This is a genomic window from Bradyrhizobium sp. LHD-71, from assembly GCF_031157255.1.
In the GTDB taxonomy this organism is placed as follows: Bacteria; Pseudomonadota; Alphaproteobacteria; order Rhizobiales; family Xanthobacteraceae; genus P52-10.
The window spans coordinates 211195-238121 of record NZ_JAVIFX010000006.1 but is presented as its reverse complement, the minus strand read 5'-3'; the positions used below and the strand labels follow the sequence as shown (position 1 = coordinate 238121).

Annotated in this window: 18 protein-coding genes and 1 pseudogene; 7 read left to right on the top strand and 12 right to left on the bottom strand. The window is 64.1% G+C overall.

The features are described 5' to 3' along the window. Window positions 1-73: 73 nt before the first annotated feature. Window positions 74-1531, bottom strand: a complete 1458-nt coding sequence (locus RCO31_RS08960; protein WP_374991453.1) for an FAD-binding oxidoreductase — start codon at window positions 1529-1531, stop codon at window positions 74-76. 328 nt (window positions 1532-1859) lie between these two features. Here RCO31_RS08960 and RCO31_RS08955 point away from each other — a divergent pair, with 328 nt between their 5' ends. Further along, window positions 1860-2399 carry a thioesterase family protein gene (locus tag RCO31_RS08955; RefSeq protein ID WP_308967957.1) on the top strand — a complete coding sequence of 180 codons (540 nt, stop codon included), beginning with the start codon at window positions 1860-1862 and terminating at the stop codon, window positions 2397-2399. On the opposite strand, the gene RCO31_RS08950 is transcribed toward RCO31_RS08955, so the two are convergent. Next, entirely contained in the window at window positions 2396-2578 is a 183-nt protein-coding gene (locus tag RCO31_RS08950; RefSeq protein ID WP_308968041.1) for a DUF1328 domain-containing protein, read from the bottom strand. The two genes, RCO31_RS08955 and RCO31_RS08950, sit on opposite strands and share 4 nt — an antisense overlap. Before the next feature lie 224 nt (window positions 2579-2802). On the opposite strand from RCO31_RS08950, the gene RCO31_RS08945 reads away from it, so the two are divergent. Further along, on the top strand, window positions 2803-5361 hold the full coding sequence (locus tag RCO31_RS08945; protein ID WP_308967956.1) for a UvrD-helicase domain-containing protein: 2559 nt from the start codon (window positions 2803-2805) through the stop codon (window positions 5359-5361). Window positions 5362-5452: 91 nt separating this feature from the next. On the opposite strand, the gene RCO31_RS08940 is transcribed toward RCO31_RS08945, so the two are convergent. Next, window positions 5453-5776: a hypothetical protein gene (locus RCO31_RS08940; protein ID WP_308967955.1), complete on the bottom strand. Its 324-nt coding sequence runs from the start codon at window positions 5774-5776 to the stop codon at window positions 5453-5455. A gap of 372 nt (window positions 5777-6148) precedes the next feature. On the opposite strand from RCO31_RS08940, the gene RCO31_RS08935 reads away from it, so the two are divergent. Next, on the top strand, window positions 6149-6898 hold the full coding sequence (locus RCO31_RS08935; RefSeq protein ID WP_308967954.1) for a L,D-transpeptidase: 750 nt from the start codon (window positions 6149-6151) through the stop codon (window positions 6896-6898). A gap of 33 nt (window positions 6899-6931) precedes the next feature. Here RCO31_RS08935 and RCO31_RS08930 read toward each other — a convergent pair whose 3' ends face one another. Continuing rightward, window positions 6932-9217: a fused MFS/spermidine synthase gene (locus RCO31_RS08930; RefSeq protein ID WP_308967953.1), complete on the bottom strand. Its 2286-nt coding sequence runs from the start codon at window positions 9215-9217 to the stop codon at window positions 6932-6934. A gap of 639 nt (window positions 9218-9856) precedes the next feature. Here RCO31_RS08930 and RCO31_RS08925 point away from each other — a divergent pair. From RCO31_RS08925 to RCO31_RS08910, 4 genes are all read left to right on the top strand, one after another. Next, on the top strand, window positions 9857-11458 hold the full coding sequence (locus tag RCO31_RS08925; RefSeq protein ID WP_308967952.1) for an NAD(P)/FAD-dependent oxidoreductase: 1602 nt from the start codon (window positions 9857-9859) through the stop codon (window positions 11456-11458). A 125-nt stretch (window positions 11459-11583) separates the two neighbouring features. Continuing rightward, window positions 11584-12468, top strand: a complete 885-nt coding sequence (locus RCO31_RS08920; RefSeq protein ID WP_308967951.1) for a 50S ribosomal protein L11 methyltransferase — start codon at window positions 11584-11586, stop codon at window positions 12466-12468. 418 nt (window positions 12469-12886) lie between these two features. After that, a complete protein-coding gene (locus RCO31_RS08915; RefSeq protein WP_308968040.1) occupies window positions 12887-14716 on the top strand; it encodes an aminopeptidase P family protein in 1830 nt (609 codons plus the stop codon). Window positions 14717-14795: 79 nt separating this feature from the next. Continuing rightward, window positions 14796-16043, top strand: a complete 1248-nt coding sequence (locus RCO31_RS08910) for a multidrug effflux MFS transporter (protein WP_308967950.1) — start codon at window positions 14796-14798, stop codon at window positions 16041-16043. 206 nt (window positions 16044-16249) lie between these two features. Here the strand turns inward: RCO31_RS08910 and ligA are convergent, their stop codons facing one another. From ligA to RCO31_RS08870, 8 genes and pseudogenes are all read right to left on the bottom strand, one after another. Next, entirely contained in the window at window positions 16250-18403 is a 2154-nt protein-coding gene (ligA, locus tag RCO31_RS08905) for an NAD-dependent DNA ligase LigA (RefSeq protein WP_308968039.1), read from the bottom strand. 121 nt (window positions 18404-18524) lie between these two features. Then, window positions 18525-20198, bottom strand: coding sequence for a DNA repair protein RecN (gene recN, locus RCO31_RS08900; protein ID WP_308967949.1), 1674 nt, complete (start codon window positions 20196-20198; stop codon window positions 18525-18527). Window positions 20199-20210: 12 nt separating this feature from the next. Next, window positions 20211-21125: an outer membrane protein assembly factor BamD gene (locus RCO31_RS08895; RefSeq protein ID WP_308967948.1), complete on the bottom strand. Its 915-nt coding sequence runs from the start codon at window positions 21123-21125 to the stop codon at window positions 20211-20213. A 171-nt stretch (window positions 21126-21296) separates the two neighbouring features. After that, entirely contained in the window at window positions 21297-22244 is a 948-nt protein-coding gene (lpxC, locus tag RCO31_RS08890) for a UDP-3-O-acyl-N-acetylglucosamine deacetylase (protein ID WP_308967947.1), read from the bottom strand. Window positions 22245-22586: 342 nt separating this feature from the next. Then, complete coding sequence (gene ftsZ / locus RCO31_RS08885; protein WP_308967946.1) at window positions 22587-24347, bottom strand: cell division protein FtsZ; 1761 nt, start codon at window positions 24345-24347, stop codon at window positions 22587-22589. Between the two features lie 94 nt (window positions 24348-24441). After that, a complete protein-coding gene (gene ftsA / locus RCO31_RS08880; protein ID WP_308967945.1) occupies window positions 24442-25764 on the bottom strand; it encodes a cell division protein FtsA in 1323 nt (440 codons plus the stop codon). After that, complete coding sequence (locus RCO31_RS08875) at window positions 25761-26732, bottom strand: cell division protein FtsQ/DivIB (RefSeq protein WP_308967944.1); 972 nt, start codon at window positions 26730-26732, stop codon at window positions 25761-25763. Before RCO31_RS08875 ends, ftsA begins: the two co-directional genes overlap by 4 nt. Beyond that, window positions 26699-26927 (bottom strand): annotated as a pseudogene (locus tag RCO31_RS08870) (D-alanine--D-alanine ligase); the annotation flags it as partial. The pseudogene RCO31_RS08870 and the gene RCO31_RS08875, both read right to left, overlap by 34 nt.

Sequence of the window (26927 nt, the reverse complement as noted above, 5' to 3'; positions counted from 1 at the left end):
GCTAGTGTCCTGATCGAATCCGAAGTTCGCTCTGAACTCGCTGCAAAGTATGGCGAACTTCGGATTCGGGACACTAGTCCGCCGGCAGGATCTTGCCCGGATTAAAGATGTTGTCCGGATCGAGCGCGCGCTTGACGAGCCGCATCGTCTCGATCGCCTCGTCGCCGAGTTCGCCCGCCACATACTCCTGCTTGCCCTGGCCGATGCCGTGTTCGCCGGTGCAGGTGCCGTCCATCGCCTGCGCGCGCTTGACCAGACGATCGAGGTATCCTTCCGCGCGCCTTACTTCGTCGGCGTCGTTCATGTCGCACAGCAGCACGGTATGAAAATTGCCATCGCCGACATGGCCGACGATTGCCGAGACGAGGCGGTTCTCGCGCAGGTCGCGCTGGGTCTCGGTGACGCATTCGGCGAGCCGCGAAATCGGCACGCACACGTCGGTGGTCACAGGCTCCGCGCCGGGACGCAGTGCGCGTGCGGCCCAGTAGGCATCATGCCGCGCCTGCCACAGCCGCGTGCGGTCTTCAGGACGCATCGTCCACTCGAAATTGCCGCCGCCGCATTCCTTCGCAATCTCGCCGAAGCGCTCGGATTGGCCGGCGACGTCCGCCTCGGTGCCATGGAATTCGAGCAGCAGCAGCGTCGTCTCCGGCAGCGACAGCTTCGAGTAGGCATTGCAGGCCCTCACCTGCATCTCGTCGAGCAATTCGATCCGCGCCAAAGGAATGCCGGTTTGAATGGCGAGGATCGTCGCCTGGCACGCTTCGTCCACGGTCGGGAACGAGCAGGAGGCCGCGGCGATCGTTTCCGGAATGCCGTGCAGGCGGATCGTCAGTTCGGCGATGATGCCGAGTGTCCCCTCCGAACCGACGAACAGTCGTGTCAGGTCGTAGCCTGCGGAGGATTTTTTCGCGCGCGTCGCAGTGTTGATGATCTCGCCGTCGGCGCGCACCACCTTCAGCGCCAGCACGTTGTCGCGCATGGTGCCGTAGCGCACGGCATTGGTGCCGGACGCGCGCGTCGCCGCCATGCCGCCGATCGATGCATCCGCGCCGGGATCGATCGGAAAGAACAGTCCCTGGTCGCGCAACTGCTCATTCAGCAGCTTGCGGGTGATGCCGGGCTCGATGACGCAGTCGAGATCTTCCGCATGCACGGCCAGCAGCCGATTCATGTCGCGGGTGTCGATCGCGATGCCGCCGGCGGGCGCATTGACCTGCCCCTCCAACGAGGTTCCGGTCCCGTAGGCGATCAGCGGGAGCTTGCGCGGCGCACAGATGCGCACGGCGTCCTGGATATCCGCAACGTTCTGGACGAACACCACACCGTCCGGCGGCTGCCGCGGCAGCCACGAGGTCGTATGCGCGTGCTGCTCACGCACGGCCTGCGAGGTGACCAGGCGATTGCCGAAGCGCGCGGCGAGCGCCTCGAGCGTGCCATTCAGCACCTTCGCATCAATCCGCGGCAAATCGGCGGCAAACCGTCCCAAAGCGCTTCGCTCCCCTAGTGTCCCGAATCCGAAGTTCGCCATACTTTGCAGCGAGTTCAGAGCGAACTTCGGATTCGATCAGGACACTAGCAAGTTTATGATTCTAGTGTCGTTTATGGATCAGCAATTCGCACGATGGACTCGCGGCAACGATGGTGCGAATTGCTGATCTACGACACTAGAGCATTTTCCGGAAAGGTGGACACCGGCTTTCCGAAGAGAAAATGCGACCACCAAAAAGGAACCCAGAGCGTCGTCCGTTCAACCCTGTACGAGCTACGCTCCGGCTTTATTCCAGCGTTGCAGAGCATGTATAAGGGGTCAAGCGCGCCTGCAACGCGCCAACGTGGCCAAAATGGCAGGAATTGGAATGACGAAACCGCTACCCTCACTCAGCGAACTGACGGCGCTGCGCGCGCCATTTCTCTGCAGCGTCATGCAGATCGAGCCGCAATGGATCGATTACAACGGCCACCTCAACATGGCCTACTACAACGTGATCATGGACCGCTCGATCGATGAACTGTTCGCAGCGCTGGGCATGGGTCCGAACTACCTGCGCGAGCGCAACTGTTCGACCATGACGGCCGAATGCCATGTCCGCTACATCCGTGAGGTGCACCTCGGCGACCCCCTGCAGGTGTCGGCCTATGTCATCGCTGTCGATGAGAAGCGGCTTCACACGTTCGAGGAACTGCGGCATGCCACCGAAGGCTGGCTCTCCGCCACCTCCGAGAACATGTCATTGCATATCGACATGAACGTGCGAAAGGTCGCGCCATTTCCGACTGACATTGCCGAGCGGATTCGCGCGGTCGCGGGCGCGCATGCGCGTCTGCCGCGCCCGGATGGCGCCGGCCGGCGCATCGAGATGCCGGTGAAAGCCGCGGCCAGGGCTGGCGCGGCTTAACCGTCAGCCGAAGAACTACGGCCGCGAAACGCGCTAAAGATGATCGCGATCAGGAACAACACGACGGCGACGGAGAAGAGAACCTTCATGATCTCGACCGAGAAGCCTGTGATGCCACCAAAACCCACGACACCGGCGATCAGCGCAATGACAAGCAGCGCCAACACCCAGCCAAGCATCGTCTTATCCTCGTAATTGAACTGCCCGGCAGACAACCCGCTGCTCAAGGGCTGGGTTCCGCCGAGCGCTGTTTTCAGTCAACGATGGCGCTTTTCGGACTTTTCCGGAACTGGCCACCGAATGTGGTGCGGCCGGATCGCCGTTGCACCCGTCCACAGCGTGCAGAAATCGGGTTAATTCCCGTCGTACTGCGGGCCGCAATGCCTATATAAATGCGAATCAAATGACCGAACCTGCCAAAGCCGCGCCTGTTCCCGACTATCGGCCCGCCGCCGACGGGATCGGCGCGCGTGCGCGCGCAGGACTCGCGCCTCAATATCTGACCGGCCTCAATCCCGAGCAGCGCGACGCTGTGGAAACGCTGGACGGCCCGGTGCTGGTGCTGGCCGGCGCCGGCACCGGCAAGACGCGGGTGCTCACCGCGCGCATCGCCCACATCCTGTCCACCGGACGCGCGCGGCCGCACGAGATTCTTTCGGTGACATTCACCAACAAGGCCGCGCGGGAGATGAAGCAGCGCGTGGGCCACATGGTCGGCCAGGCGGTCGAAGGCATGCCTTGGCTCGGCACCTTCCACTCGATCGGCGGCCGCATTCTGCGCTTTCATGCCGAGCTCGCCGGGCTGAAGTCGAACTTCACCGTGCTCGACGTCGATGATCAGATCCGCCTGCTCAAGCAACTCCTGGCCGCCGAGAACATCGACGAGAAGCGCTGGCCCGCCCGCGTCCTCGCCGGCATGATCGACGGCTGGAAGAACCGCGGCCTTGCTCCGAGCCAGGTGCCCGCGGCCGAGGCACAGGCCTTTGCCGCCGGCCGCGGCGGCAAGCTCTACACGCTGTACCAGGAACGGCTGAAGACGCTGAACGCCGCCGACTTCGGCGACCTGCTCCTCGAGAACATCCGCATCTTCCGCGAGAACCCGGACGTGCTGCGAGGCTTCCAGCATCGCTTCAAGTATATCCTCGTCGACGAATATCAGGACACGAACGTCGCTCAGTATCTCTGGCTGCGTCTGCTCGCGCAGGCGCCGACCGCGACGGATGTCGCCACGCCTCGCACTGAGTCGACGAGCGACGACGACATCCCGTTCGATATTCATCCCGACGATGTGACGCGTCCCAAGGGCCAGGTGGTCACAGCTCACACCAAGAACATTTGCTGCGTCGGCGATGACGACCAGTCGATCTACGGCTGGCGCGGGGCGGAAGTCGACAACATCCTGCGCTTCGACCATGACTTTCCCGGCGCGAAGGTCATCCGGCTTGAACGCAACTATCGCTCCACCGGTCACATCCTCGCCGCCGCATCCTTTTTGATCGCGCACAATGAAGGCCGGCTCGGCAAGACGCTGCGCACCGAGGACGAGGACGGCGAGAAGGTGACAGTCACCGGCGCCTGGGACTCGGAAGAGGAAGCGCGCGCGATCGGCGAGGAGATCGAGCAGCTTCAGCGCCAGGGCGAGAAGCTCAACGAGATCGCGATCCTGGTGCGCGCCTCGTTCCAGATGCGCGAGTTCGAGGACCGCTTCGTCACCTTGGGCCTGCCCTATCGGGTGATCGGCGGGCCGCGATTCTACGAGCGGGCGGAAATCCGCGACGCGCTGGCTTACCTGCGCGTCATCAACTCGTCGGCGGACGACCTCGCCTTCGAGCGCATCGTCAACGTGCCGAAGCGCGGACTTGGCGACGCGACGGTGCAGCTGCTGCACGAGCACGCGCGCAAGAAGAAGATCCCGATCTACGACGCAGCCGCAGCCGTCATCGGCACCGACGAGTTGAAGCCGAAAGCACGCGGCGCACTGCGGGGCGTGATCGAGAACTTCGAACGCTGGCGCGCGCAGGCGGCAAACATCCGCCACACCCAGCTCGCCGAGATCGTGCTGGACGAAAGCGGCTACACCGAAATGTGGCAGAAGGATCGTTCCGCCGACGCGCAAGGCCGCCTCGACAACCTGAAAGAGCTGGTCCGCTCGATGGAGGATTTCGAGAACCTGCAGGGATTTCTCGAACACATCGCCTTGGTGATGGATCGCGAGGACGGCGCGCTTGACGACGCCGTGTCGCTGATGACGCTGCATTCGGCCAAAGGGCTGGAGTTCGACAACGTTTTCCTGCCCGGCTGGGAGGAAGGCTTGTTTCCAAGCCAGCGTACGCTGGACGACCAGGGCCGCGCCGGGCTCGAGGAAGAACGGCGGCTCGCGCATGTCGGCCTCACGCGCGCCCGCCGCCGCGCAAAACTCTACTTCGCCACCAACCGCCGCATTCATGGCACCTGGTCGACCACCATCCCCTCGCGCTTTCTCGACGAGCTGCCGGCGCAGAATGTCGAGATTACCGAGAGCAAGGGCGGCAGCGGCTGGGGTGGCGCCGGCGGCTACGGCGCCTCGCGCTTCGACGACATGGCCGCGTTCGGCTCGAGCTACGGCACGCCGGGTTGGCAGCGCGCGCAGGCAAACAAGGCGCGCGGCCAGAAGCGCAGCGGATTCGGCTTCGACGATGGCGCCCAGCGCTATGACCAGGGCGAAAATGAGGGGCGCTTTTCCTCGCGCGGCGGAAGAGGCAATGCTCGCGGCTTCTCGCGCAACCGTATGCCGCTCACCATCGAGGGCGAACTGGTCGCGAAATCGACCGGGACGCAATCGGAGTTCTCGACCGGCGACCGCGTATTTCACCAGAAATTCGGCTACGGCCGCGTCACCCTCGTCGACGGCAACAAGCTGACCATCGCCTTCGACAAGGCCGGCGAGAAGCGCGTCGTCGATAGCTTTGTGGAAAGGGCGTGAGGCCGCCTTCAACCCTCACCCGGCAGCCAGCAAAAAGGCCCCGCTCATCAAGCGGGGCCTTTTCTAATTCACCTAAGCGACTGCGGATCGCTTAGCGATAGTGGCGGTAGCGGCGATTGACGCGGACCTGCCGCTCGTCCTGCAGGCGCTGCGCGCGGGTGCGCGTGTCCTGCGGGATGCCGAGCGCACCCTGCACACCGCCGGCGACGCCACCGACCACACCGCCTACTGCACCGCCGACCACTGCGCCGACCGGGCCCAGAGCCTGGCCGCCGGTGTAGAAGCCTTCCTCGGCACCGCGAGCAACGCCCTGCGCGTTCGCAGATGCAGTCATGGCCACCAACGCAAAAGCTGCGGCGGCGAGCGACGTCTTCACACGTGCGTGATTGGAGAGATAGCGTGATGGAGTTGTCATGGGTGTCATTCCGGCACTCTTGGTTGCGGTACTCATTGCGATCGCGATTAGACGCGTCGGGACTTACCGCAGCACGCGCTGCAAGGCCAGTTACAAACATGGTTCCGTGGCGAATAGGTGACGATGGTCGCAGAATGGCAACACGCCACCAGCGAGCCGCTCGCGCGAAAGTTGCCGCTTCGTTCATCAGGCGAGCGAAATCGTGGCAAACGCCTTAACCCGTTGACAATCCGCCGCAAAAGAAAGCCGCTGGTGACGGAACAACTGCCCGTGTATGAAGGAACCGGGATGGGTTTGGCGCGTATTCCGCCCCGCGGGTGCCGGCTTGCGAGCGGAGTACGCGCAAGATGTTGGCTTACGGAGCCCCAAGAAATGTGTGCCCGCGTACTCGTCCCTGCCCTGCTCGTCCTGCTCGTCAGTTCATCCGCATTTGCCGCCGTAGAGATCGATATCGACAAGGATACCCAGACGATGACCGTCTCGGTCGACGGCGCCACGAAGTATACGTGGCCGGTATCCAGCGGGCTGCCCTCCTACGAGACGCCGAACGGCAACTTCAAGGCGTTTCGCATGGAGGAAGATCACTACTCCAAGGAGTGGGACGACGCGCCGATGCCGCACTCGATTTTCTTCACCAAGAAGGGCCACGCGATCCATGGCACCGACGTCGTGAAGCGGCTCGGCAATCCGGCCTCGCACGGCTGTGTGCGGCTGTCGCGCGACAATGCCGCGACGCTGTTCGAGCTGGTGAAGAAGGAAGGCGTGCTGAACACCACGGTGACGCTCTCCGGCTCGTCGCAGGTGGCGCTGGCGCGCAATCCGCAGCGGCGCAATGACGTCGCCGCGCGGCGGACCCGCGAGCCGCGAGTCGACACCGGCACCGCACGCTCGTTGCCGCCGCCGCAGCAGATCGCGCCGCAAGAGGCGAACACCGGCGGCTACTACTACGATGAGTATGGACGTCCCGTGCGAACCTACCGACGCCGCAGTGAAGCGGAGTCTTACGCCGAGCAGCAGCCTTACGCGCGACCGCGCTACTATTATAGCCAGCAACCCTATCAGCCGCAGCCGGGCTATTATGCACGGCCCGGCTACTATTACGTGCAGCCATACGGCTACTGAGGCCGAAGCTCAGGACGTCCTTGAGCCTCGAGGCTACTCCTCACCGTACCGCAAGCGGCGGATCACCGCGCCGAGGATGTTGGAGTAGTCATCCGTCCAGACGCGCCGATCGGCGTTTGCCTCTGTCGGCGTCCAGGTGTCGGTCTCGGCGAGCTTGCCGATATCGGCCTCCTCGCGCGCGGAAAGCACCACCGTGGTCGAGAAGATGTACTCGCCGTCGCGGTTCGCATCCTCGCTGAACACCCAGCTCTTCAAGCCGTTGGCATCCGCGATGCCGACGATCACGCTGGACAGCTCCAGGTGCCGGTTGGACACGTGCACCAGCACGACGCCTTGGGGCGCGAGCTTGCGCTTGTAGATCTCCATCGCTTCGCGCGTCGCCAGGTGGATCGGGATCGCATCGGAGGAGTACGCATCGATCACGATCAGGTCGTAGGCGCCGTCGGGCTCCTTGGCGAACGTGAGCCGCGCGTCGCCGACCACCGGCTCGATGTTCGGATAGCAATCCCGGATGAAGGTGAAGTATTTCGGATCGCGCGCAGTATCGATCATTGACTGGTCGATCTCGAAAAACTTCCAGTTCTCGCCTTCCCGCTGCTGACATGTGAGCGTGCCGGCGCCGAGCCCGATCACCGCGGCGCGCAGGCCGCCGCCCTTGCGTTCACGGATCGCCTCGATCGCGCCGCCGATGCCGCCGACCTCGTGATAGTAGGTGATCATCTCCGGCCGGCCCTGGACGGGCGTGCGATTGGCATTCAGCAAGCGCTGTGCGCCGTGGATCGTCGTGCCATGCATCAGCACGCGGTAAGCGCCGTCAGGATTGGTGACGATCTTGTGCACACCGAAGAAGCTGCGCACGGTTTCGACCTTGCCCTCCTCGTTCGGATAGAGCCGCACCAGCAGTAGCGCGATGGCGATGAGGGCGGCGATGCTGGTGCGGTCGGCGCGCAGCATGACCACGAGCACAACCGTCAACGCTGCGATCGCGGTCGCGAGCGAGACCATGTGGTCGCGCATGAAGCTGAGCCACGCGCCGCCCCGGACATAGGGCGCGATTGCGCCGATCAGCGCGACCGCCACCAGCAGCCAGATCCACTTCGCGATCCACGCGAGCCGCGGCGGCACGTCCTCTTCTCGCGGCCGGCACAGCGCCGCGAGCACGACGAGGATCGGGTACTCCGCGATCCATGAGAATGCATAGGGCGCGATCAGGCCCGAAAACAGCCCGCCGACCATGCCGCCGAACGACAGTGCAACATAGAAGCCGGTGAGATGCTGTGCCGCAGGGCGCGTGCGTGCGAGTTCGCCGTGACAGGCCATCGCAATCACGAAAAAGCAGAGCTGGTGTCCGCCGAGCGTCAGCAGCAGGTTGCGCTCGCCACCGAAGGCCAACAGGTAAACGACGCCGGCAATCGCCAATGGCTGCAGTAACAGCACATATTGGTGCGGGATCAGCGGCCGGCCCTGGAACACCAGGACCCAGGTCAGCAGATAGAGCGACAGCGGCAGCACCCAGAGCAAAGGCGCTGCGGCGACGTCGGTCGAGATATGCGCCGTCACCGCGACCAGAAGACCGGACGGCACGGCGGCAAGAAAAATCCATCGCAGGCGCAACAGCCACGTCGGCGCCGAGGCCGTCGTCGCAGCCCGCGGCGGCGCGACATAGGGCGGCGATTTCAGCAGCAGATAGCCGCAGGCCGCAATCAGCACGATCAGCAGCACATATCCGCCAGTCCACAAGAAATTCTGCATGCGCAGCGTGAACACCGGCTCGAACACGATCGGATACGACAGCAGCGCGAGGAAGCTGCCGATATTGGACGAGGCATAGAGAAAATAGGGATCGGGTCCGTCGGGATGCCCGGTGCGCACGAACCATGCCTGCAGCATCGGGTTGTTGGCGGCGAGCGCAAAGAACGGCAGGCCGATCGACACCGCGAACAGGCCGAGCAGCCAGAACGGCGTGCCGGTGGCTGGCGGATCACCCCAGTTAGCCGCGATCGACAGCGGCAATGTGAGCGCAGCGAGCACCAGCAGTGTAAGGTGGACCGCCACAGGGGCGATGCGGCTGCGGAGCGCCATCAGATAGTGGGCGTAGGCGTAACCGGCCAGCAGCAGCGACTGGAAGAACACCATCGCCACCGACCACACTGCGGGCGAGCCCCCGAGCCGCGGCAGCACCATCTTGGTGAAGAGCGGCTGCACGGAGAACAACAGCAACGCACTGACGAAGATCGCGGCAGTATAGACGACCAGGATACGGGAATTACGCGTGGCAGACGATTGGCCGCGAAATTCGGACACAAGTGACGAATTCATGGAAGCTCCGGCATCTAGTGTCTTGCTTCTGACGCTCGCACCACCTTACCGCGAGTCCCGCGTGCGACCGTCAGAAACAAAGGACACTAGCAATTTTATAGTACTAGCTCGGTCTTTGTTTCTGACGTTCCAATGTATGAGCGTGCAGCAAGGTTGATCGGAACGTCAGAAACACCACACTAGTGTCGTGGATCAGAAATTCGCGCCATCGTTGCCGCGAGTTCATCGTGCGAATTTCTGATCCATAAACGACACTAGAATCATAAACTTGCTAGTGTCCTGATCGAATCCGAAGTTCGCTCTGAGCTCGCTGCAAAGTATAGCGAACTTCGGATTCGGGACACTAGCGTCACGGTTCTAACGTTCGCATCAGTTTGCGGCAATCTCCCTGCGACCCGCAGGACGAGACAGGCGCTGGCAACTTTATGAAGCGAGTTGCGCCTTTTTGATTTGACGTTCCTGTGGAGGACTCGCAACGCGGGTTCGAACGTCGAATCCGGCGCACGAGCCTCGGCGCTGCAGCGGAACCGACCTGACGCTCGGCAAAGGCCGCGGGATTGAATCACAGGCCTCTGCCCATCGCAATGCGCGGCGAATGAACCAATCGTCACCACGGCGAAAATAAGGTAAGGCACGCCCATGGCGGAGCTCGACGTTATCATCATTGGTGCAGGACATAACGGCCTGACGTGTGCCGCCTATCTCGCCATGAACGGGCTGAAGGTGAAGCTGGTCGAGCGGCGCAAGGTCGTGGGCGGCGCTGCGGTCACCGAGGAATTCCATCCCGGCTTCCGCAACTCGGTTGCTGCCTACACCGTCAGCCTGCTGAACCCGCAGGTCATCGCCGACCTGAAGCTGCACGCGCATGGGCTGCGCATTGTCGAACGACGCGCGCAGAATTTCCTGCCTGCGCCCGACGGCAGCTACCTCCTGACCGGCGAAGGCCGCACGCAGGCATCCATCGAAAGATTGAGCGGACAGGACGGCGCCGTCTATGCGGCCTTCACGCGCGAACTGGAGGCGATCGCCGACGTGCTGCGCAAGCTCGTGCTGCGCGCACCGCCGAACCTCGTCGACGGCTTCGGCCTGCCAGCCATGCGCGAAGCCGTCAGCGCGCTTGGTGCCGCAAATCTCCTGCGCGGCCTCTCACTCGACGACAAACGAATGCTGCTCGACCTGATGACCTGCTCAGCCGGCGAGATGCTCGACGAGCGGTTCGAGAGCGCACTGGTGAAGGCGCTGTTCGGCTTCGATGCCATTGTCGGCAACTATGCGAGCCCCTACACACCCGGCTCGGCCTACGTCATGCTGCACCACGCGTTCGGCGAGGTGAACGGCAGGAAGGGTGTCTGGGGCCACGCCATCGGCGGCATGGGTGCGATCTCGCAGGCCATGGCGAAGGCGGCCCGCGCCCACGGGGCGGACATCGAGACCGACGCCTCCGTGAGCGAGGTCATCATCGAGGGCGGGCGCGCTGTCGGCATCGCGCTCGCCGACGGTCGCGCCATCCGCGCAGGCAAGATCGTCTCGAACGTCAATCCGAAGCTGCTTTACACGCGGCTGCTGCCGGCAGACGCCCTGCCGGGCAACTTCCTCGCGCGCATGAAGAACTGGCGCAACGGCTCCGGCACGCTGCGCATGAACGTCGCCTTGTCGGCCCTCCCCTCGTTCACGGCGCTGCCAGGCGAAGGCGATCACCTGTCGTCCGGCATCATCATCGCACCAAGCCTCGGCTACATGGACCGCGCCTTTCATGACGCGCGCGAGCGCGGATGGAGCCGCGAGCCGGTGGTCGAGATGCTCATTCCGTCGACGCTGGACGACACGCTCGCCCCGCAAGGCGCACACGTCGCCAGCCTGTTCTGCCAACATGTCGCACCAGAACTGCCTGACGGCAGTTCGTGGGACGATCATCGCGACGAGGTGGCGGACCTGATGATCGCCACCGTCGACCGCTACGCCCCGGGCTTCGCACGAAGCGTGATCGGTCGCCAGGTGCTGACCCCGCTCGATCTGGAGCGCGAGTTCGGCCTCCTGGGCGGCGATATCTTCCACGGCGCGCTGACATTGAACCAGCTGTTCTCGGCGCGGCCGATGCTGGGCCACGCCGATTATCGCGGACCGATCAAGGGGCTCTATCACTGCGGCTCCGGCGCGCATCCGGGCGGAGGCGTCACCGGCGCGCCCGGCCACAATGCTGCGCAGGTGATCCTGCGTGACCATCGCGCCCTGTTCGGATGAGCCCGCTGGATAACCATTGGGACAAGCCGGGCATAACCAGCTGGACAACGGTGTTGGCAAGCTGTTGAAGACCTTGGGGACAGGCTGTGCAAAAGCCCGGGATGAAATGTGGATAAGTTGGCGACATGAGCTCTGAACGTTCCACCCGCGCAATCCTGGCGATGGCCGACGAGCACAATGCGCGGCGCATCGCCGATATCCTGTCGGAAGCGTTCGATAACGGCGAGACCGCGGTTGCGACCTTCGAGAACGCCGGCGGCGGCTGGGACATCACCATCCATTTTGGCGAGCCGCCGGACGAAACGGCTGTACGCCACCTCGTGGCGCTGGCTTCAGACGATGCCACCGCGGCGACGATGCGCTTCGAGGCGGTCGAGGCGAAGGACTGGGTGAAGGCAAGCCTTGAAGGGTTGCAGCCGGTCGAGGCGGGCCGCTTCATCGTGCACGGCTCGCACGACCGGCATCGCGTCGCGGGCAACCGGATCGGCATCGAAATCGAGGCGGCGCTCGCCTTCGGCACCGGCCATCACGGCACGACGCGCGGCTGCCTCGAACTGCTCGATGACGTGCTGCAAGTGAGGCAGCCGCGACGGGTGCTCGATCTCGGCACCGGCACCGGTGTGCTGGCGATCGCAGCGGCAAAGGCCTTGCGTCAACGCGTTCTCGCCAGCGACATCGATCGGCGCGCCGCAATCACCGCGCGCGAGAACGCGCGCCTGAACCGGGCCGGCAATCTGATCGAAGCAATCTGCGCACCGGGTTTCGGCGCGCCGGCGTTCAAGCGTCGCGGCCCGTTTGATCTGGTGCTCGCGAATATTCTGGCCAATCCACTGAAGCGGCTCGCCACGCCAATGCGCACACATCTCGACAGGACGGCGACCGTGATCCTGTCTGGCCTGCTGCCCTCCCAAGCAAACGGCGTTGTCAGCGCCTACCGCGCAAACGGGCTGATCTTGCAGAGGCGCATCGAACTGGAGGGATGGACGAGCTTGCTGCTGAAACGCGGATAAGATGCCGGCATCAAGCTCACCGCTGCTTGCGGTATTTATGCCTCAATCTTTGAATTTTACGAAACTGGCTTTCGCGAACCTGGCCATCGGGTTTCCGCAGCCGTGCTGCCGTCAGCCGGTCAAAAAAACGGGCGATTGCACTCCGGCGTGCAGGAGCAGAGATCGATCCGTGCGTTTCGAGCTCGGCGGGCGGCGAAATCTTCTCGAACGTAAAGGCAGGCATGGTGCTTCCCCTCGTCGTTGAGCTGGAACACCTCTAAGGCATTTCCCCAGTCGCGTTGTCATTGAAACGTCGTATGTTTAGTCAGTTCCGGGCCGGCTGGCAAAGCCTTCGGGCGGTTTTGCGCATGCAATCCTGTGCGGGTCCTGAACGTGCTATGCATGGATCGTGCGGGATTTTGACGATAGAAACGCGATGATGTTTGAAGCGCATTTCCAGACGTTCGAGGATCCGGAAGGCGGCGTGGCGCTGGGCGCCCGCTTGGCCGCCCTGCGTGAGGAGCTGACGCGCCGCAATCTGACGGGATTCGTGGTCCCCCGCGCCGACAGCCATCAAAACGAGTATGTCCCGCCCTCGGACGAACGCCTGGCCTGGCTGTCGGGCTTCACAGGGTCGGCTGGGCTTGCAGTCGTGCTGGCCGACCGCGCGGTGCTGTTTGTCGACGGCCGCTATACGCTGCAGGCCGCCCAGCAGATCGACACGGCCGCCTGGACGGTTGCTTCACTCGTCGATCCGCCGCCGGAGCTCTGGCTGGCGCAAGAATTGAAGCCCGGCGATCGCCTTGGATTTGATCCCTGGCTGCACACTTCGGCGGCAGTGGAGCGGCTGCAGACCGCCTGCATCAAGGCCGGCGCAGAACTGGTCGCGGTGGAGACCAACCCGGTCGATACGGTCTGGCTGGAACGGCCGGCCCCGCCGCTCGGACAGGTCTCGGTGCATGAGCTGAAGTTCGCAGGTGACGCTGAGACCGTGAAGCTCGCCCGCATTCACGACGAGATCGCGAAAGCGCGCGCCGATGCACTGGTGATGTCCGATCCGCACGCGGTGGCATGGACGTTCAACATTCGCGGCGCCGACGTCGCGCATACGCCGCTGCCGCTCTCCTATGCGCTGGTGCCGAAGGACGGGCGGCCGACGGTGTTCATCGACGCGCGCAAGCTGTCGAACAGCGCACGCGATCATCTCGAGCGCAATGCCGACGTTACCGAACCGGATCAGCTTGTGCCGCATCTGAGGCGCCTGGCAGAGAGCGGAGCTGCGATCGCCATCGATGCCGCCACCGGCGCCGATGCGTTGAGCCGCTTGATTATCGAGGCCGGCGGCAAGCCCTTGCGCGGCAGCGATCCGGTCGCGCTTCTAAAAGCGGTGAAGAACACGACCGAAATTGCCGGCACCCGCAGCGCGCATGAGCGCGACGGCGCGGCGCTGGCGCGGTTCCTGTTCTGGCTGGATCGCGAGGCGCCCGGCGGCCAGTTGACGGAGATCGATGCAGTCGAAGCGCTAGAAACCTTCCGCCGTGACACCGGCGCATTGAGGGACGTCTCGTTTCCGACCATCGCCGGCTCAGGCCCCAACGGCGCGATCGTGCACTATCGAGTGACGCGCAGGACCAACCGCCGCATTCGCCCCGGCGAGCTGCTGCTGATCGATTCCGGCGCGCAGTATCAGGACGGGACCACCGACGTGACGCGCACGATAGCGGTGGGCGAACCGACCGCGGAAATGCGCGACCGCTTCACTCGCGTGCTGCGCGGTCATCTTGCGATCGCGCGCGCGATTTTCCCTGATGGCACGACCGGCGCGCAGATCGACGCCTTCGCGCGGCAATACCTCTGGCAGACGGGCCTCGATTTCGAGCACGGCACCGGGCATGGCGTCGGCAGCTACCTGTCGGTGCATGAGGGTCCGGCGCGCATATCCAAGCTTGGCACGACACCGCTGAAGCGCGGCATGATCCTGTCGAACGAGCCGGGCTACTACAAGACCGGCGAATACGGCATCCGCATCGAAAACCTGGAGCTAGTTGTGGCGAAGGAGATCGTCGGCGCCGAGAAACCGATGAACGGTTTCGAGGCACTCACGCTCGCGCCGATCGACCGACGGCTGATCGATGTCGCCTCGATGAAAGACGAAGAAATCGCCTGGCTGGACGCATACCACATGCGCGTGCGCACCACGTTGCGCGGCGCGCTCGATGATGCGACCCGTGACTGGTTGGATGCGGCGACCATGCCGCTTGCCGGCTAGTTCCATCACATCGAGGTTGCGCGTCGCAGGCTTTGCCTGCGGTCCCGGAACGTCGAGGCGATCCTGGATTCTCATCGCGGTGACTGACGACACACTCAAGGCCGACAGTGCCGCCTCGAAAGCTGCAGCGACCCCTGCCACAGGTGTACCGGCCGGATTTCTGGTCCTGCTGATCGCCATGAGCGGCCTTGGGCCGATGTCGATGCAGGCGATCATGCCGGCGCTGCCGGCGCTTGCCGCCTACTTCCGCGAGGACATCGCGGTCGCGCAACTGACCATCTCGCTTTATCTCGTCGGGCTCGCCTGTTCGCAACTGGTGGTTGGACCTCTATCCGACAAATTCGGCCGAAGGCCGGTGATCCTCGCCGGCCTGCTTCTGATGGTGGTGTCGAACGCTGCGGGCATTTTCGCCGAAACGCTGCCGCAGGTCATCGCTGCGCGGATCGTGCAGGCGCTGGGCGCAGCCTCCGGGCTCGCCGTCGGCCGCGCGATGATTCGCGACCTCTATGACCGGGACCGTGCCGCATCGATGATCGGCATCGTCGTCGGCAGCATGATGATCGCACCGATGATCGGTCCGTTCTTCGGCGGCGTGCTCGAGACTGTCTATGGCTGGCGCGCGATCTTCTGGTTTCTCGGCGCGGTGTCGTTGTTGGTTTTCCTGTGGGCCTGCGTGACACTGCCGGAAACGCGCCGCGCTCCCGCCGGTCCCGGCCCGGCCGGCTTCCTGTCGGACGTGCGGGCCTTGATCGCGAGCCCGCAATATCATGGCTTCGTCATCGCGCAAGCGCTCGCGGCGGCAACGTTCTTCATCTTCGCCTCCGGCGGCGCCTATGTCGCGATTATTCAGATGGGCCGGTCCAGCGCCGAGTACGGCGCCTGGTTCGCGCTGGGATCGATCGCCTACATGGCCGGAAACCTCACGTCGGCGCGGCTGACACCGAAGCTCGGCGGTCACCGCATGATCTGGATCGGTCTGGTCATGCAGATCGCCGGTTCGGCATTGAACCTGACGTGGGGCCTTGCCGGCCTCAACACCGACCCGGCGTGGTTCTTCGTCACGCAGATGATCGTCGCTTACGGCAACGGCTACGTCATGTCGAACGTCGCCGCAGGCGCCGTCAGCGTACGACCGCAGGCGGCAGGCACCGCGTCCGGCGTGCTCGGCTTCGTGCAGATGGGCTTCGGCGCTATCGTCTCGCAGGTCGGCGCGCATCTCGGTGGCGACTATGCGACGACAGTGCCGCTCAATCTGGCGGGCCTGATCCTGTCGCTGTTGTGCGCGGCCGTGGTGGCGGTGCTAATCTCCAGATACGAGCGGCGATAGCCGTCGTTGCGAGGCATAACCGTTCGAAGAACGGCGTCGCCATGGCCATTCTCGTCATTGCGAGGGCGCCGCCCGAAGCAATCCAGCGCGGCGGCCGCGGCAGACACAGTGCTGGATTGCTTCGCTGCGCTCGCAATGACGAACTCGGGGCAATGACGGAGCAACTACCACGTCGCGCGAGCCGCCGTTGCCTTGCACGATCTCCGCTATGCCTTCCCGATCAACTTGAACCAGTCGTCCTCGGAGAGAACTTGCACGCCATGCTTTTGCGCGTCCTTCAGCTTCGAGCCGGCGCCGGGTCCCGCGACCACGAGATCGGTCTTCTTCGAGACCGAGCCCGACACCTTGGCGCCGAGCCGCTCGGCCATCGCCTTTGCTTCCTCGCGCGTCATCTGCTCCAGCGAACCGGTGAACACCACCGTCTTGCCCGACACAGGTGAATCCTTCGCCGCCCTCTCGGCGGCCAGCACCTCGATTTCCTCGAGCAGATCGTCGAGGGCCTTGATGTTGCGCGGCTCGGCAAAGAACTCGACCACCGCATCGGCCACCACCTCGCCGACGCCTTCGATCGAGTTCAGGTCTTCGTAGGCTTCAGTGGTGTTCGCATCCGCCGACTGTCCCTTTGCAGCCGCGCGCATCGCTTCGACGAAGGCATCGAGCGTACCGTAGTGCCGTGCCAGCAGCTTGGCATTGCCCTCGCCCACGTGGCGGATGCCGAGCGCATAGATCAGGCGATGCAATTCTATTTTGCGCCGGGCGTCGATCGCGGCGAACAGGTTGCGAATCGATACTTCGCCATAGCCTTCGCGATCTTCGAGCTTCTTCTGCGCGCGTGCATCGCGCTTTTCCAGCGTGAAGATGTCGGCCGCCGACATGATGATGCCCGCTTCATAGAATTCCTGCACCTGTTTGTCGCCGAGCCCGTCGATGTCGAAGGCGTTGCGCGAAACGAAATGCTTCAGCCGCTCTACCGCCTGCGCCGGACACACGAGTGCGCCGGTGCAGCGGCGAACCGCCTCACCCTCCTCGCGCACCGCATGACTGCCGCAGACCGGACACTTCTGCGGAAACTTATAGGGCTTCGCATCCTTCGGTCGCTTGTCCAGCACGACGCTGACGATCTGCGGGATCACATCGCCGGCGCGCTGCACCACAACGGTGTCGCCGATACGAATATCGACACCGTCGCGGATCGGATTGCCGTCATTGCCCACCGCGCGGATATAGTCCTCGTTGTGCAACGTCGCGTTGGAGACGACCACGCCGCCGACCGTGACCGGTGCGAGCCGCGCCACCGGTGTCAGCGCGCCGGTACGACCGACCTGGATCTCAATGTCATTCAGGACCGTCATGGCCTGCTCGGCCGCGAACTTATGCGCGATCGCCCACCGCGGATTGCGCCCGGCAAACCCTAAACGCTGCTGCCAGTCGAGGCGGTCGAGCTTGTAGACGACGCCGTCGATATCATAGCCGAGCTTCGCACGGCCGGCGCCGATTTCTGCGTAGAACGCCAACACCTGCTCGATGGTCTTGCAAAGTTTCGTCAGCGGATTGGTGACAAGCCCGGCCTTCGCGATCCACTTGAGCATGCCCGACTGGGTGTCGTGCGGCATTTCGCTCATCTCGCCCCAACTATAGGCGAAAAACTTCAGCGGGCGCGATGCGGTGATCGACGCATCCTTCTGCCGCAGCGAGCCTGCCGCGAAGTTACGCGGGTTCGCAGCCATCTGGATGCCGGCCTTCTCGGCTCGCTTGTTGAAGCCGATGAAGTCCTTGCCAAGGATATAGACCTCACCGCGGATCTCGCAGACCGCAGGAACGTCTCTGCCTTTGAGCTTGTGGGGGATGTCGGATATGGTTCGGACGTTGGCCGTGACGTCCTCACCGATGGTGCCGTCGCCACGCGTCGCGCCGCGTACGAGCTCGCCTTTCTCATAACGCAACGAGAGCGACAGGCCATCGATCTTCGGCTCGGCCACTATGGCGGGCATGTCGTTGTCGGGAAGCCTCAAGAATCGCCGCACACGATCGACAAAATCAGCCACGTCCTCATCGCTGAAAGCGTTGCCAAGCGAGAGCATCGGCATTGCGTGCTGCACCTTGGCAAACCGGCCGGACGGCGCCGCACCGATCTTCAGCGACGGCGAGTCTTTTGTCACCAGTTCGGGAAACCGCTCTTCGATCGCGCTGGAACGCGTGCGCAACGCGTCATATGCGGCGTCCGATACGGTCGGCGCATCGTCCTGATAATAGCGCTTGTCATGATCGGCGATCTCGGCCGCGAGCCGCTTTAGCTCCGCCTTCGCCTGCGCGGCGGTGAGATCATCGATCGGAAGCTTGGTGGTGTCTTTGGTGGCCATCTTTCTCATGGCCAGTATATCCGGCCATCCAAGTCTCATCGAAAAGGAATTTCTTGTCGGAAGGGAATTTAGAGGCGCGGACGCCCGGGACAAGCCCGGTCAGGAGGCCAAGGCGCACAAACTATCCCGCCGCCGCCTTCATCAGCCGCTCCGCGGCGGCGCGAGCTTCGGCGGTGATCTCGGCGCCGGCCAGCATGCGCGCGATCTCCTCGCGACGCTTGTCCGCGGCAAGCGCTGCGACGCGGGTCGTCACGCGCTTGCCCTTGTCGAGCGCATCCTTGGTGATGAGCAGATGCTGGTCAGCACGTGCAGCCACCTGCGGCGCATGCGTTACCGCCATGACCTGCACCTTCTGTGCAAGCCGCGCCAGGCGTCCGCCGATGGCATCTGCAACTGCCCCACCGACGCCGGTGTCGATCTCATCGAACACCAGCGTAGGCGCCGAGCCGCGATCGGACAGCACCACCTTCAGCGCCAGCAGAAAGCGCGAAAGCTCGCCGCCGGAGGCGACCTTCATCATCGGCCCCGGACGCGTGCCCGGATTGGTCTGCACCCAGAATTCCACGCGATCGAAACCGCTCGGCCCTGCGCCTTGCGGATCGGTCTCGACCTGGGTCGAGAATTTCGCCCGCTCCAGCTTCAGCGGCGCAAGCTCGGCGTTGACGGCCTTGTTCAGCTTCTCCGCCGCCTTGGTCCGCGCGGCCGAGAGCTTTTCCGCCGCCGCCCGAAAGCGTTTGTCGGCCTCAGTGGTGGCCTTCTCCAGCTCCTTCAGCCGTTCAGCACCTTTGTCGATCAGCACCAGGTCGGCCGCGAAGCGCTGCGCGAGCACCGCCAGGTCGTCGACCGGCGTCGAGAACTTTCGCGAAGCGGCACGCAACGCGAACAGCCGCTCCTCGATCCGCTCCAGTTCTGCCGGATCGAAGTCGGCTGCGCTGAGCGCGGCGTTCAGGTGCTGGTCCGCTTCCGCAAGTGCATTGAGTGCGGCATCGATGGCGGCGATTGCCGGCTGCACCAGTTGCGGCGAGTTCGCAGCGCGGCGTTCCAGCTTGCGTGCCGCGGCCGCCAGCAGCGGCACCGGCGATTGCTGACCGCCGACCGCAGCCTGCGCCTCGCGCAGGTCACCGGCGATCTTCTCGCTCTGCATCATCGTCGTGCGCCGTTCGGCGAGCGCGGTTTCTTCGCCAGCCTGCGGCGCGAGCCGCGTCAACTCTTCTGACGAGTGGCGCAGATAATCGGCCTCGCGCGCGGCGCGTTCGATTCCTGCGCGATGCGCCTCGAGCGCCGACGACGCCTCGCGGCGCGCCTCCCACAACGCGAGAACGGTTGCGGCGTCCTTCTCGAGACCTGCGAATGCGTCGAGCAGCCGACGGTGCGTCGAGGCATCGACCAGCGCGCGCTCGTCGTGCTGGCCGTGAATTTCAACCAGCGCCGCACCGACGGCCTTGAGCGTCTGCACGCTGATGGCCTGGTCGTTGATGAATGCGCGTGTGCGGCCGTCCGCCAACTGAACGCGGCGCAGAATCATCTCACCGGTGTCGTCGAGACCGTTCTCGCTAAGAAGTTTCGCGGCCGGATGCTGCTTGGGCACGTCGAATGCCGCAGTCACCTGCCCCTGCTCCACACCCTGCCGCACGAGGCCGGCATCGCCGCGCCCGCCGAGCGCCAGCGCGAAGGCGTCGAGCAAGATCGACTTGCCGGCGCCTGTCTCGCCGGTCAGCACCGCAAGGCCGCGCGCGAAATCGATATCGAGCCGTTCGATCAGCACAATGTCGCGGATCGAAAGACGCGAGAGCATTCAGGGAGAACCTCAGCCGAGACCAATCTTCCGGAGCGCCCGGCTCATCCAGGACCCCTTGTTCTCGCTCGGTTCGAGACCCTGCGATTTTACAAGATTATACGTGTCCTTGTACCACTGGCTTTCAGGAAAGTTGTGGCCAAGCAAGGCAGCCGCAGTCTGCGCCTCGTGGACGATGCCGATCGCCATATAGGCCTCGGCCAGTCGCGCCAGCGCCTCCTCGACGTGACGCGTACGTTGATATTGCGTCACCACGGTCTTGTAACGATTGATCGCACCGGTGAAATCGCGCCGCTCCATATAATAGCGGCCGATGTCCATTTCCTTGCCGGCGAGCTGGTCGCGTGCCGATTCCAGCTTGCGCCGTGCGGCGCCCGCATATTCGGAATCCGGATACTTGCGCACGACCTCTTCCAGCGAGGCGATCGCCTTTTCCGTGCGGCCCTGATCGCGGGCGATGTCCGGAATCTGGTCGAAATGCGAGGCGGCGATCAGATACTGCGCATAGGCGGCATCCGGGCTGCCCGGATGCAGCGTGATGTAGCGCTGAGCCGCACCGATCGTCGAATCATAGTCCTGCGCCTCGTAATGAGCGTAGGCGGACATCAGCAGCGACTTGCGCGCGAGGTCCGAATAGGGATGCTGTCGGTCCACTTCCTCGAAGCGCTTGGCGGCGGCGACCGACTTCTTCTCCTGGTTGAGAAGGTAAAGTCCTTCGTTGTAGAGCTTGTCCGCCGGCTGATCGATCGGCACGTCTTCCTTGCCGAAAATCTTGTTCCAGGCGCCGCCCATGCTGTCCATGGAGCTGCCCAGAGAGCTACCGAGAGAGCTGCAGGCGCCAAGCGGCACGGTCAGCGCCAGCAGGGCTACCCCAAACCGCAGTTTGCGCCCGCCGTTCGCTGGAGATTTCAAGGGTTCAGCCTTCATACGCAGGGCCAAGCAAGGTCCAGTCACTGGTCAACGGAAAATAACCGAAAAGTCTACCCCAACCAACCGGATACGCAGACATTTCGCCCGCATTAAGGCGGCATGGTTGAGAGCCTCTCGTCATCCCCTGCGCTGGGTGCTCGCCGGCGACGTCAGAGCAGACGAACCGCGTCAGGATACGTCGGGGCCATATGCCGGCGCAGCGAGGCCGCCGACGGCCTCCACATGGCCGCGCGCGCGACGCGGACGCTCGGCCTCGACAATCCGCCACGCAGTCCGATCAGCCATCAACGCGCACAGCACGGCATGATTGAGCTTGTGGCCACCGCGCACCGAGCGGTACGCGCCGAGCAACGGCAGGCCCGCAAGCGCAAGGTCACCGATCGCATCCAGCACCTTATGCCGCACAAACTCGTCGGCGTAGCGCAGGCCTTCAGGATTGAGGATACGGTCCTCGTCCACGACGACCGAATTCTCGAACGACGCGCCGCGCGCATAGCCTGCGCTCCAGAGCTTCGCCACGTCGGCCATGCAGCCGAATGTACGGGCCCGGCAAATATCCTTGCGGAAAGCTTGCGGCGTCACATCGAGGCTGTAGGCCTGACGACCGATCATTGGATTGTCGAAGGCAATTTCGAGCTCGGCGCGGAAGCCGTTTGCATAAGGCCTGATTTCACCCGACGACTTGCCGGAGGTGACCTGCACGGTCTTCAGCACCTCAATGTAACGGCGCGGCGCCGACAGTTCGACGATGCCGGCCTGATCGATCGCCGCGACAAACGGCGCGGCGCTGCCGTCCATGATCGGCGCTTCCGGGCCGTCGACTTCGACGATCGCGTTGTCCACACCCATGCCACGCAGCGCGGCCAGGATATGTTCGGCGGTCGAAACCAGCGGGCCATTCCGGTCGCCGAGCACGGTCGCGAAATCGGTGGCGATCACGGCTTCAGGGCGCGCGGAAATTTCGCGGTCACTGCCATCGAGGCCTGTGCGAACGAAGACGATGCCGCTATTGGCGTCGGCGGGATTGAGGGTCAGGGTGGCCGGCTGTCCAGAGTGAACGCCGAAACCGGCCGCACTGACGGGCAACCTAAGCGTGGTTTGCCGGCTGAATTTCATCCCCGCGTCGCCTACTTCTGAACACGGCCAGCTCACGGAGTGGGCCGGTTCAACCCCAAAATTTGACGTTGATTCCCCGAACGTCGCGGCGAACATACCGACAAAGGTAATTTTCGCCACTCACGCTTGCTTACCGATTGTTACCCAAAACCCGCCGCAATCACGCCCGGGCTTAACCAGATTTGGACCACCGCTTGCGCTGCAGAAGTTCGGCTGGGCGTTCAAAAATATCGCCAAGAATCAAAGAGTTAGAAGGTCAGAACGAACGCGTTGCGGTGAAGAAAGTATCCCGGCTGCGAGGAGCCGGGATACGCGTGGCCTGTGGCCGATTGTTACAAAAAGTCAGTTCGTTTGCCGCCGCAAAAAGGCGGGGATATCGAGATGATCCTCCGCCGGTTGCGGACTGACGGGAGCCTGCCGGCCGTGCGAATCAAGTCCCTGCGGCGGCGCGCGTCGAGCATACTCTGATACCGGATCGGCCGGCCGGTGTTGCTGCTGCGGCACCGGACGTTGGGGCATCGGCATGCGCTGCGGCGCCTGCGGCATGGTGGGCATCGCCGGACCTGAGGCGCGGGCGGCGATCGGCGGCTCGCTCTCCTCGTCCCGCCGGCCGAGGCCGACATTTGCCAACCGCTGCAGCAGCGAGAGCCTGGTCTTCTGCGGATGGTCGGCCGCCACCTCGCCCCGCGCCTGGCGGATTTCGTTCTGCGCAGGCATCGGCAGGTCCTCGAACTTCGGCATCCGCGCAGGCCGGACCGGCATCTTCTCCGGCGCGGGCGGGATGAAGTTTGCAGCCGGCTCTTCATAGTGCGCCACCGGCTCCGGCTTCGGCTCCGGAAGCATCGACGGCTTCGGGGGCACGGGACGAATCGAGACGTCGCCGTAGGTCGCCGGTGCCGCATGCGCAGCGGCCGGAGCCACCGCGGCGGCGATCGCCGCCAGCGCACCGCGTTCGTGCTCGGCCGGCGCGCGGTTCTGCGGGACTTCCGCCGAACGCGAGGCCTCCTGCGGGTGGGCGGCACGCTCGACCATCCGGGCGGTGTCGGCACGCAGTCGCGCGGTCAGATCGGCAAGACGGTTTTCCGGAGCGGCAGGCGCTTGCCCCGTCGCAGGCGCCGGCTTCGCGCGCGCAACCGGTTCGGCATCGATGCCGGTCGCCACCACAGACACGCGGATGATTCCCTCCAGCGTTTCGTCGAAGGTCGCGCCGACAATGATGTTGGCGTCGTGGTCGACTTCCTCGCGGATGCGGGTCGCAGCTTCGTCCACCTCGAACAGCGTCAGGTCCTTGCCGCCGGTGATCGAGATCAACAGACCGCGCGCACCCTTCATCGACGAATCGTCGATCAGCGGATTGGCGATCGCGGCTTCGGCGGCAGTCAACGCACGCTTCTCGCCGCCAGCTTCGCCGGTGCCCATCATCGCCTTGCCCATCTCGCGCATCACCGCGCGCACGTCGGCGAAGTCGAGATTGATCAGACCTTCCTTGACCATCAGATCGGTGATGCAGGCAACGCCGGAGTACAGGACCTGGTCGGCCATCGCGAAGGCGTCAGCAAACGTGGTCTTTTCGTTGGCGACGCGGAACAGGTTCTGGTTCGGGATGATCAGGAGCGTATCGACGCCCTTCTGCAGCTCGACGATGCCGTATTCCGCCGTGCGCATGCGGCGCTGGCCTTCGAAGTGGAACGGCTTCGTCACCACGCCGACGGTGAGGATGCCCATCTCGCGCGCGGTCTTGGCGATCACCGGTGCGGCGCCCGTGCCGGTGCCGCCGCCCATGCCAGCGGTGACGAACACCATATGCGCTCCAGCGAGGTGATCGCGGATCTCGTCGATGACCTCGTTCGCTGCGGCTGCGCCGACGTCGGGCTGCGACCCGGCGCCGAGGCCTTCAGTCACCTGCGTGCCCATCTGGATGATGCGCTCGGCCTTCGACATGCTCAGCGCCTGGGCGTCGGTGTTGGCGACGACGAAGTCGACACCCTGAAGCCCCGCTGTGATCATGTTGTTGACGGCATTGCCGCCGGCGCCGCCGACGCCGAAGACGGTGATGCGCGGCTTGAGCTCGCGAATGTCGGGAATCTGCAGATTGATCGTCATGGTTGCCTCTCTTACGCGCGCGGCGTGCCGGGGGACGCTCCGTGCTCCGACGAAGTCCGGATGGTGAATTGGCGGGTGAATGTGCTCATGGCCGTCAGAACCCCTCGCGAAGCCATCGTCCGACCTTTCCGAAATAGCCGTCCGTTCCGGTCGCGGCGCGGCGCCTCGGATGCGGTTCGGTGAATTCGAGGTGCGCGAACTGCGGATAGACCAGCAGTCCGGCCGGCACGGCGAATGTCGCGCTTTTGGCTTCGTTCGGAAGCCGGCTCAGGCCGAGCGGTCGGCCAACGCGGGCGGGACGATTGAGGATGCGGCTTGCGAGTTCCGGTATACCGGTGAGCTGCGACGCACCGCCGGTGAGCACCACACGGGCATCCGGCTCTGCCGCGAACGGAGAATCCGCGAGTCGATCACGGACCATCTCGAAAATCTCCTCGGCCCGTTGGCGAATGATGTTTGCGATCCTGCCGCGCGACACGATCTGCGGGGCGTCCGCCTCGTGACCGCCTGCCGACGGAACGGTCATCAGTTCACGTGCATCGGAGCCGCCAGTCAGAACCGTGCCATATAACGTCTTGATTCGCTCGGCATCTGCAATGTTTGCGCCGAGACCGCGGGCAAGGTCCATCGTGATGTGATTGCCCCCGAGCGCAAAACCGGCGGAGTGAATGAAGCGGCCGGCGGAATAAACCGCAATTGTCGTCGTTCCTGCGCCCATTTCGACCACGGCCGCGCCGAGCGCGGTCTCGTCGTCCGCCAGCACCGACAGGCCTGCGACATAAGGACTCGCCACCACCGCCTCGATCATCAGGTGGCAGCGTTCGACCACCAGCATGAGGTTGCGGGCGACCGCAGCGTCCGACGTCACCACGTTCATCTCGATGCCGAATTGCTTCGCCACCATGCCGCGAGGATCGCGAATGCCCTTCACGCCATCGAGCGAATAGCCGACCGGCAGCGCATGCAGCACAGTGCGCCCCTCCCCGGTCGCATACATCACTGCCGTGCTCATGGCGCGCGACAGATCGTGCGGCGTCACCGTACCGTCGCGCGCGTCCGCGCTGGCTTCGATCAGTTGCCCATGCATACGCCCGGCCGAAACCGACAGCAGAACCGACTCGACCCGCACGCCGGCCATCTGCTCCGCGAGCGCCACGGCCTGACGAACGGACTGCTCGGCTTCGCCGGCATCGACCACTGCGCCGGCCTTGATACCGCGCGATTGAATGTGGCTGATGCCGATCACATCGATGGCATGGCTGCGTCCGACCAGCGCGTCGCGCGGCTGACACGGCCGCAAGCGTCCAATCAGGCAGGCCACCTTGCTGGTGCCGATGTCGAGGCCGGCGACCAGCGTCGCGCGATTGCCCGCGACCGGCCGCATCTTCGGCGTGAGACCGCGATCGAGCCCCGTCATGCTTCGCTTGCCTTCTTCTTGCGGGCCTTTTCCTTCTCCTTCAGCAGATCAGCACGCGCTTTCGCAGCGTCCTCTGACAGCCGCACGGTCAGCCGATCGGGCAAGCGCAGATCGATCGCCGTAATGTCGCGCGAGAACAGCTTCTCATCCTGGTCGAGCTTCGTGAGGGTTACGAGCGCCGTGTCGACGCCCTTCTCCGGCAGGCGCACGTCGATGCCGTCTGCGAGCCGCAAATTCCAGCGCCGCTCACCCACATAGACGACGGCCTTCACCTGCTGCCGCACGTGCGGGTACTGCGCCAGCAGATCAAGGAAGTCCTTGGCTTTCGTCTCGGCCCCCTTGCCGACCACGAGGGGAAGCGAGCGGAACGGGCCTGGCGCATAGGGCTGCAGCACGATGCCCGTCTCGGAAATCACCGACACTGCCCCGTTATATTGCCAGAGCGCGAAGGCATTGCGCTCGACGATGTCGATCTGGATGCTGTCGGGATAGAACTTCAAGACCGTCGCGTCGGCGATCCAGGGGCTCGACTTCAGTTTTTCGCGCACGTCGGCCGGATCGATGAACAACAGCGAACGGCGTCCGGTCACGCCGCCGATCGCGAGAATTTCGTCCTGCGAGAGATTCTTGCGGCCCGAGATTCCCACATGGGCTATGCGAAATCCCGCGGCATTGGCGACCGCGTCGCGCGCATCGCGAAAGGCCTCGACCGCCAATTCCACGTGGCCGCCGCGCACGATGCCGACGGTGAGGCTGCCGAGCAGAATGAGCAAGGTTGCGACCGTGCCGAAGTTGCGCGGCAGCTTCGCCTCGAGCCTGGCGATAAAGCGATCGTCGCGCTCGCTACCAACGCGAAGCGGCGCCGGCTTGCGGCTGAACTGACGGCCAACCAGACGGCCAAGCCGGCTGCGGACAGAATTCGCCCCTGTCTGTCTCAGCGACCCAGCGAGGCGTCCTCCACCATCCATTGCACGAGCTCGTCATATGTTGTGCCCGCATCGGCTTGCGGACTCCCGGAACACGTGACGCATGGCTCACGCCCGGCAACCAGGCGCACGATGCGCCGCCAGCGTTAACCTTCGGGCTTCCTGGTAAACAAAAGGTAAATTCGGGGAAGGTAGGGCGCATTTTGATACGCCTTTTGAATACTTTGCCCCGCGATC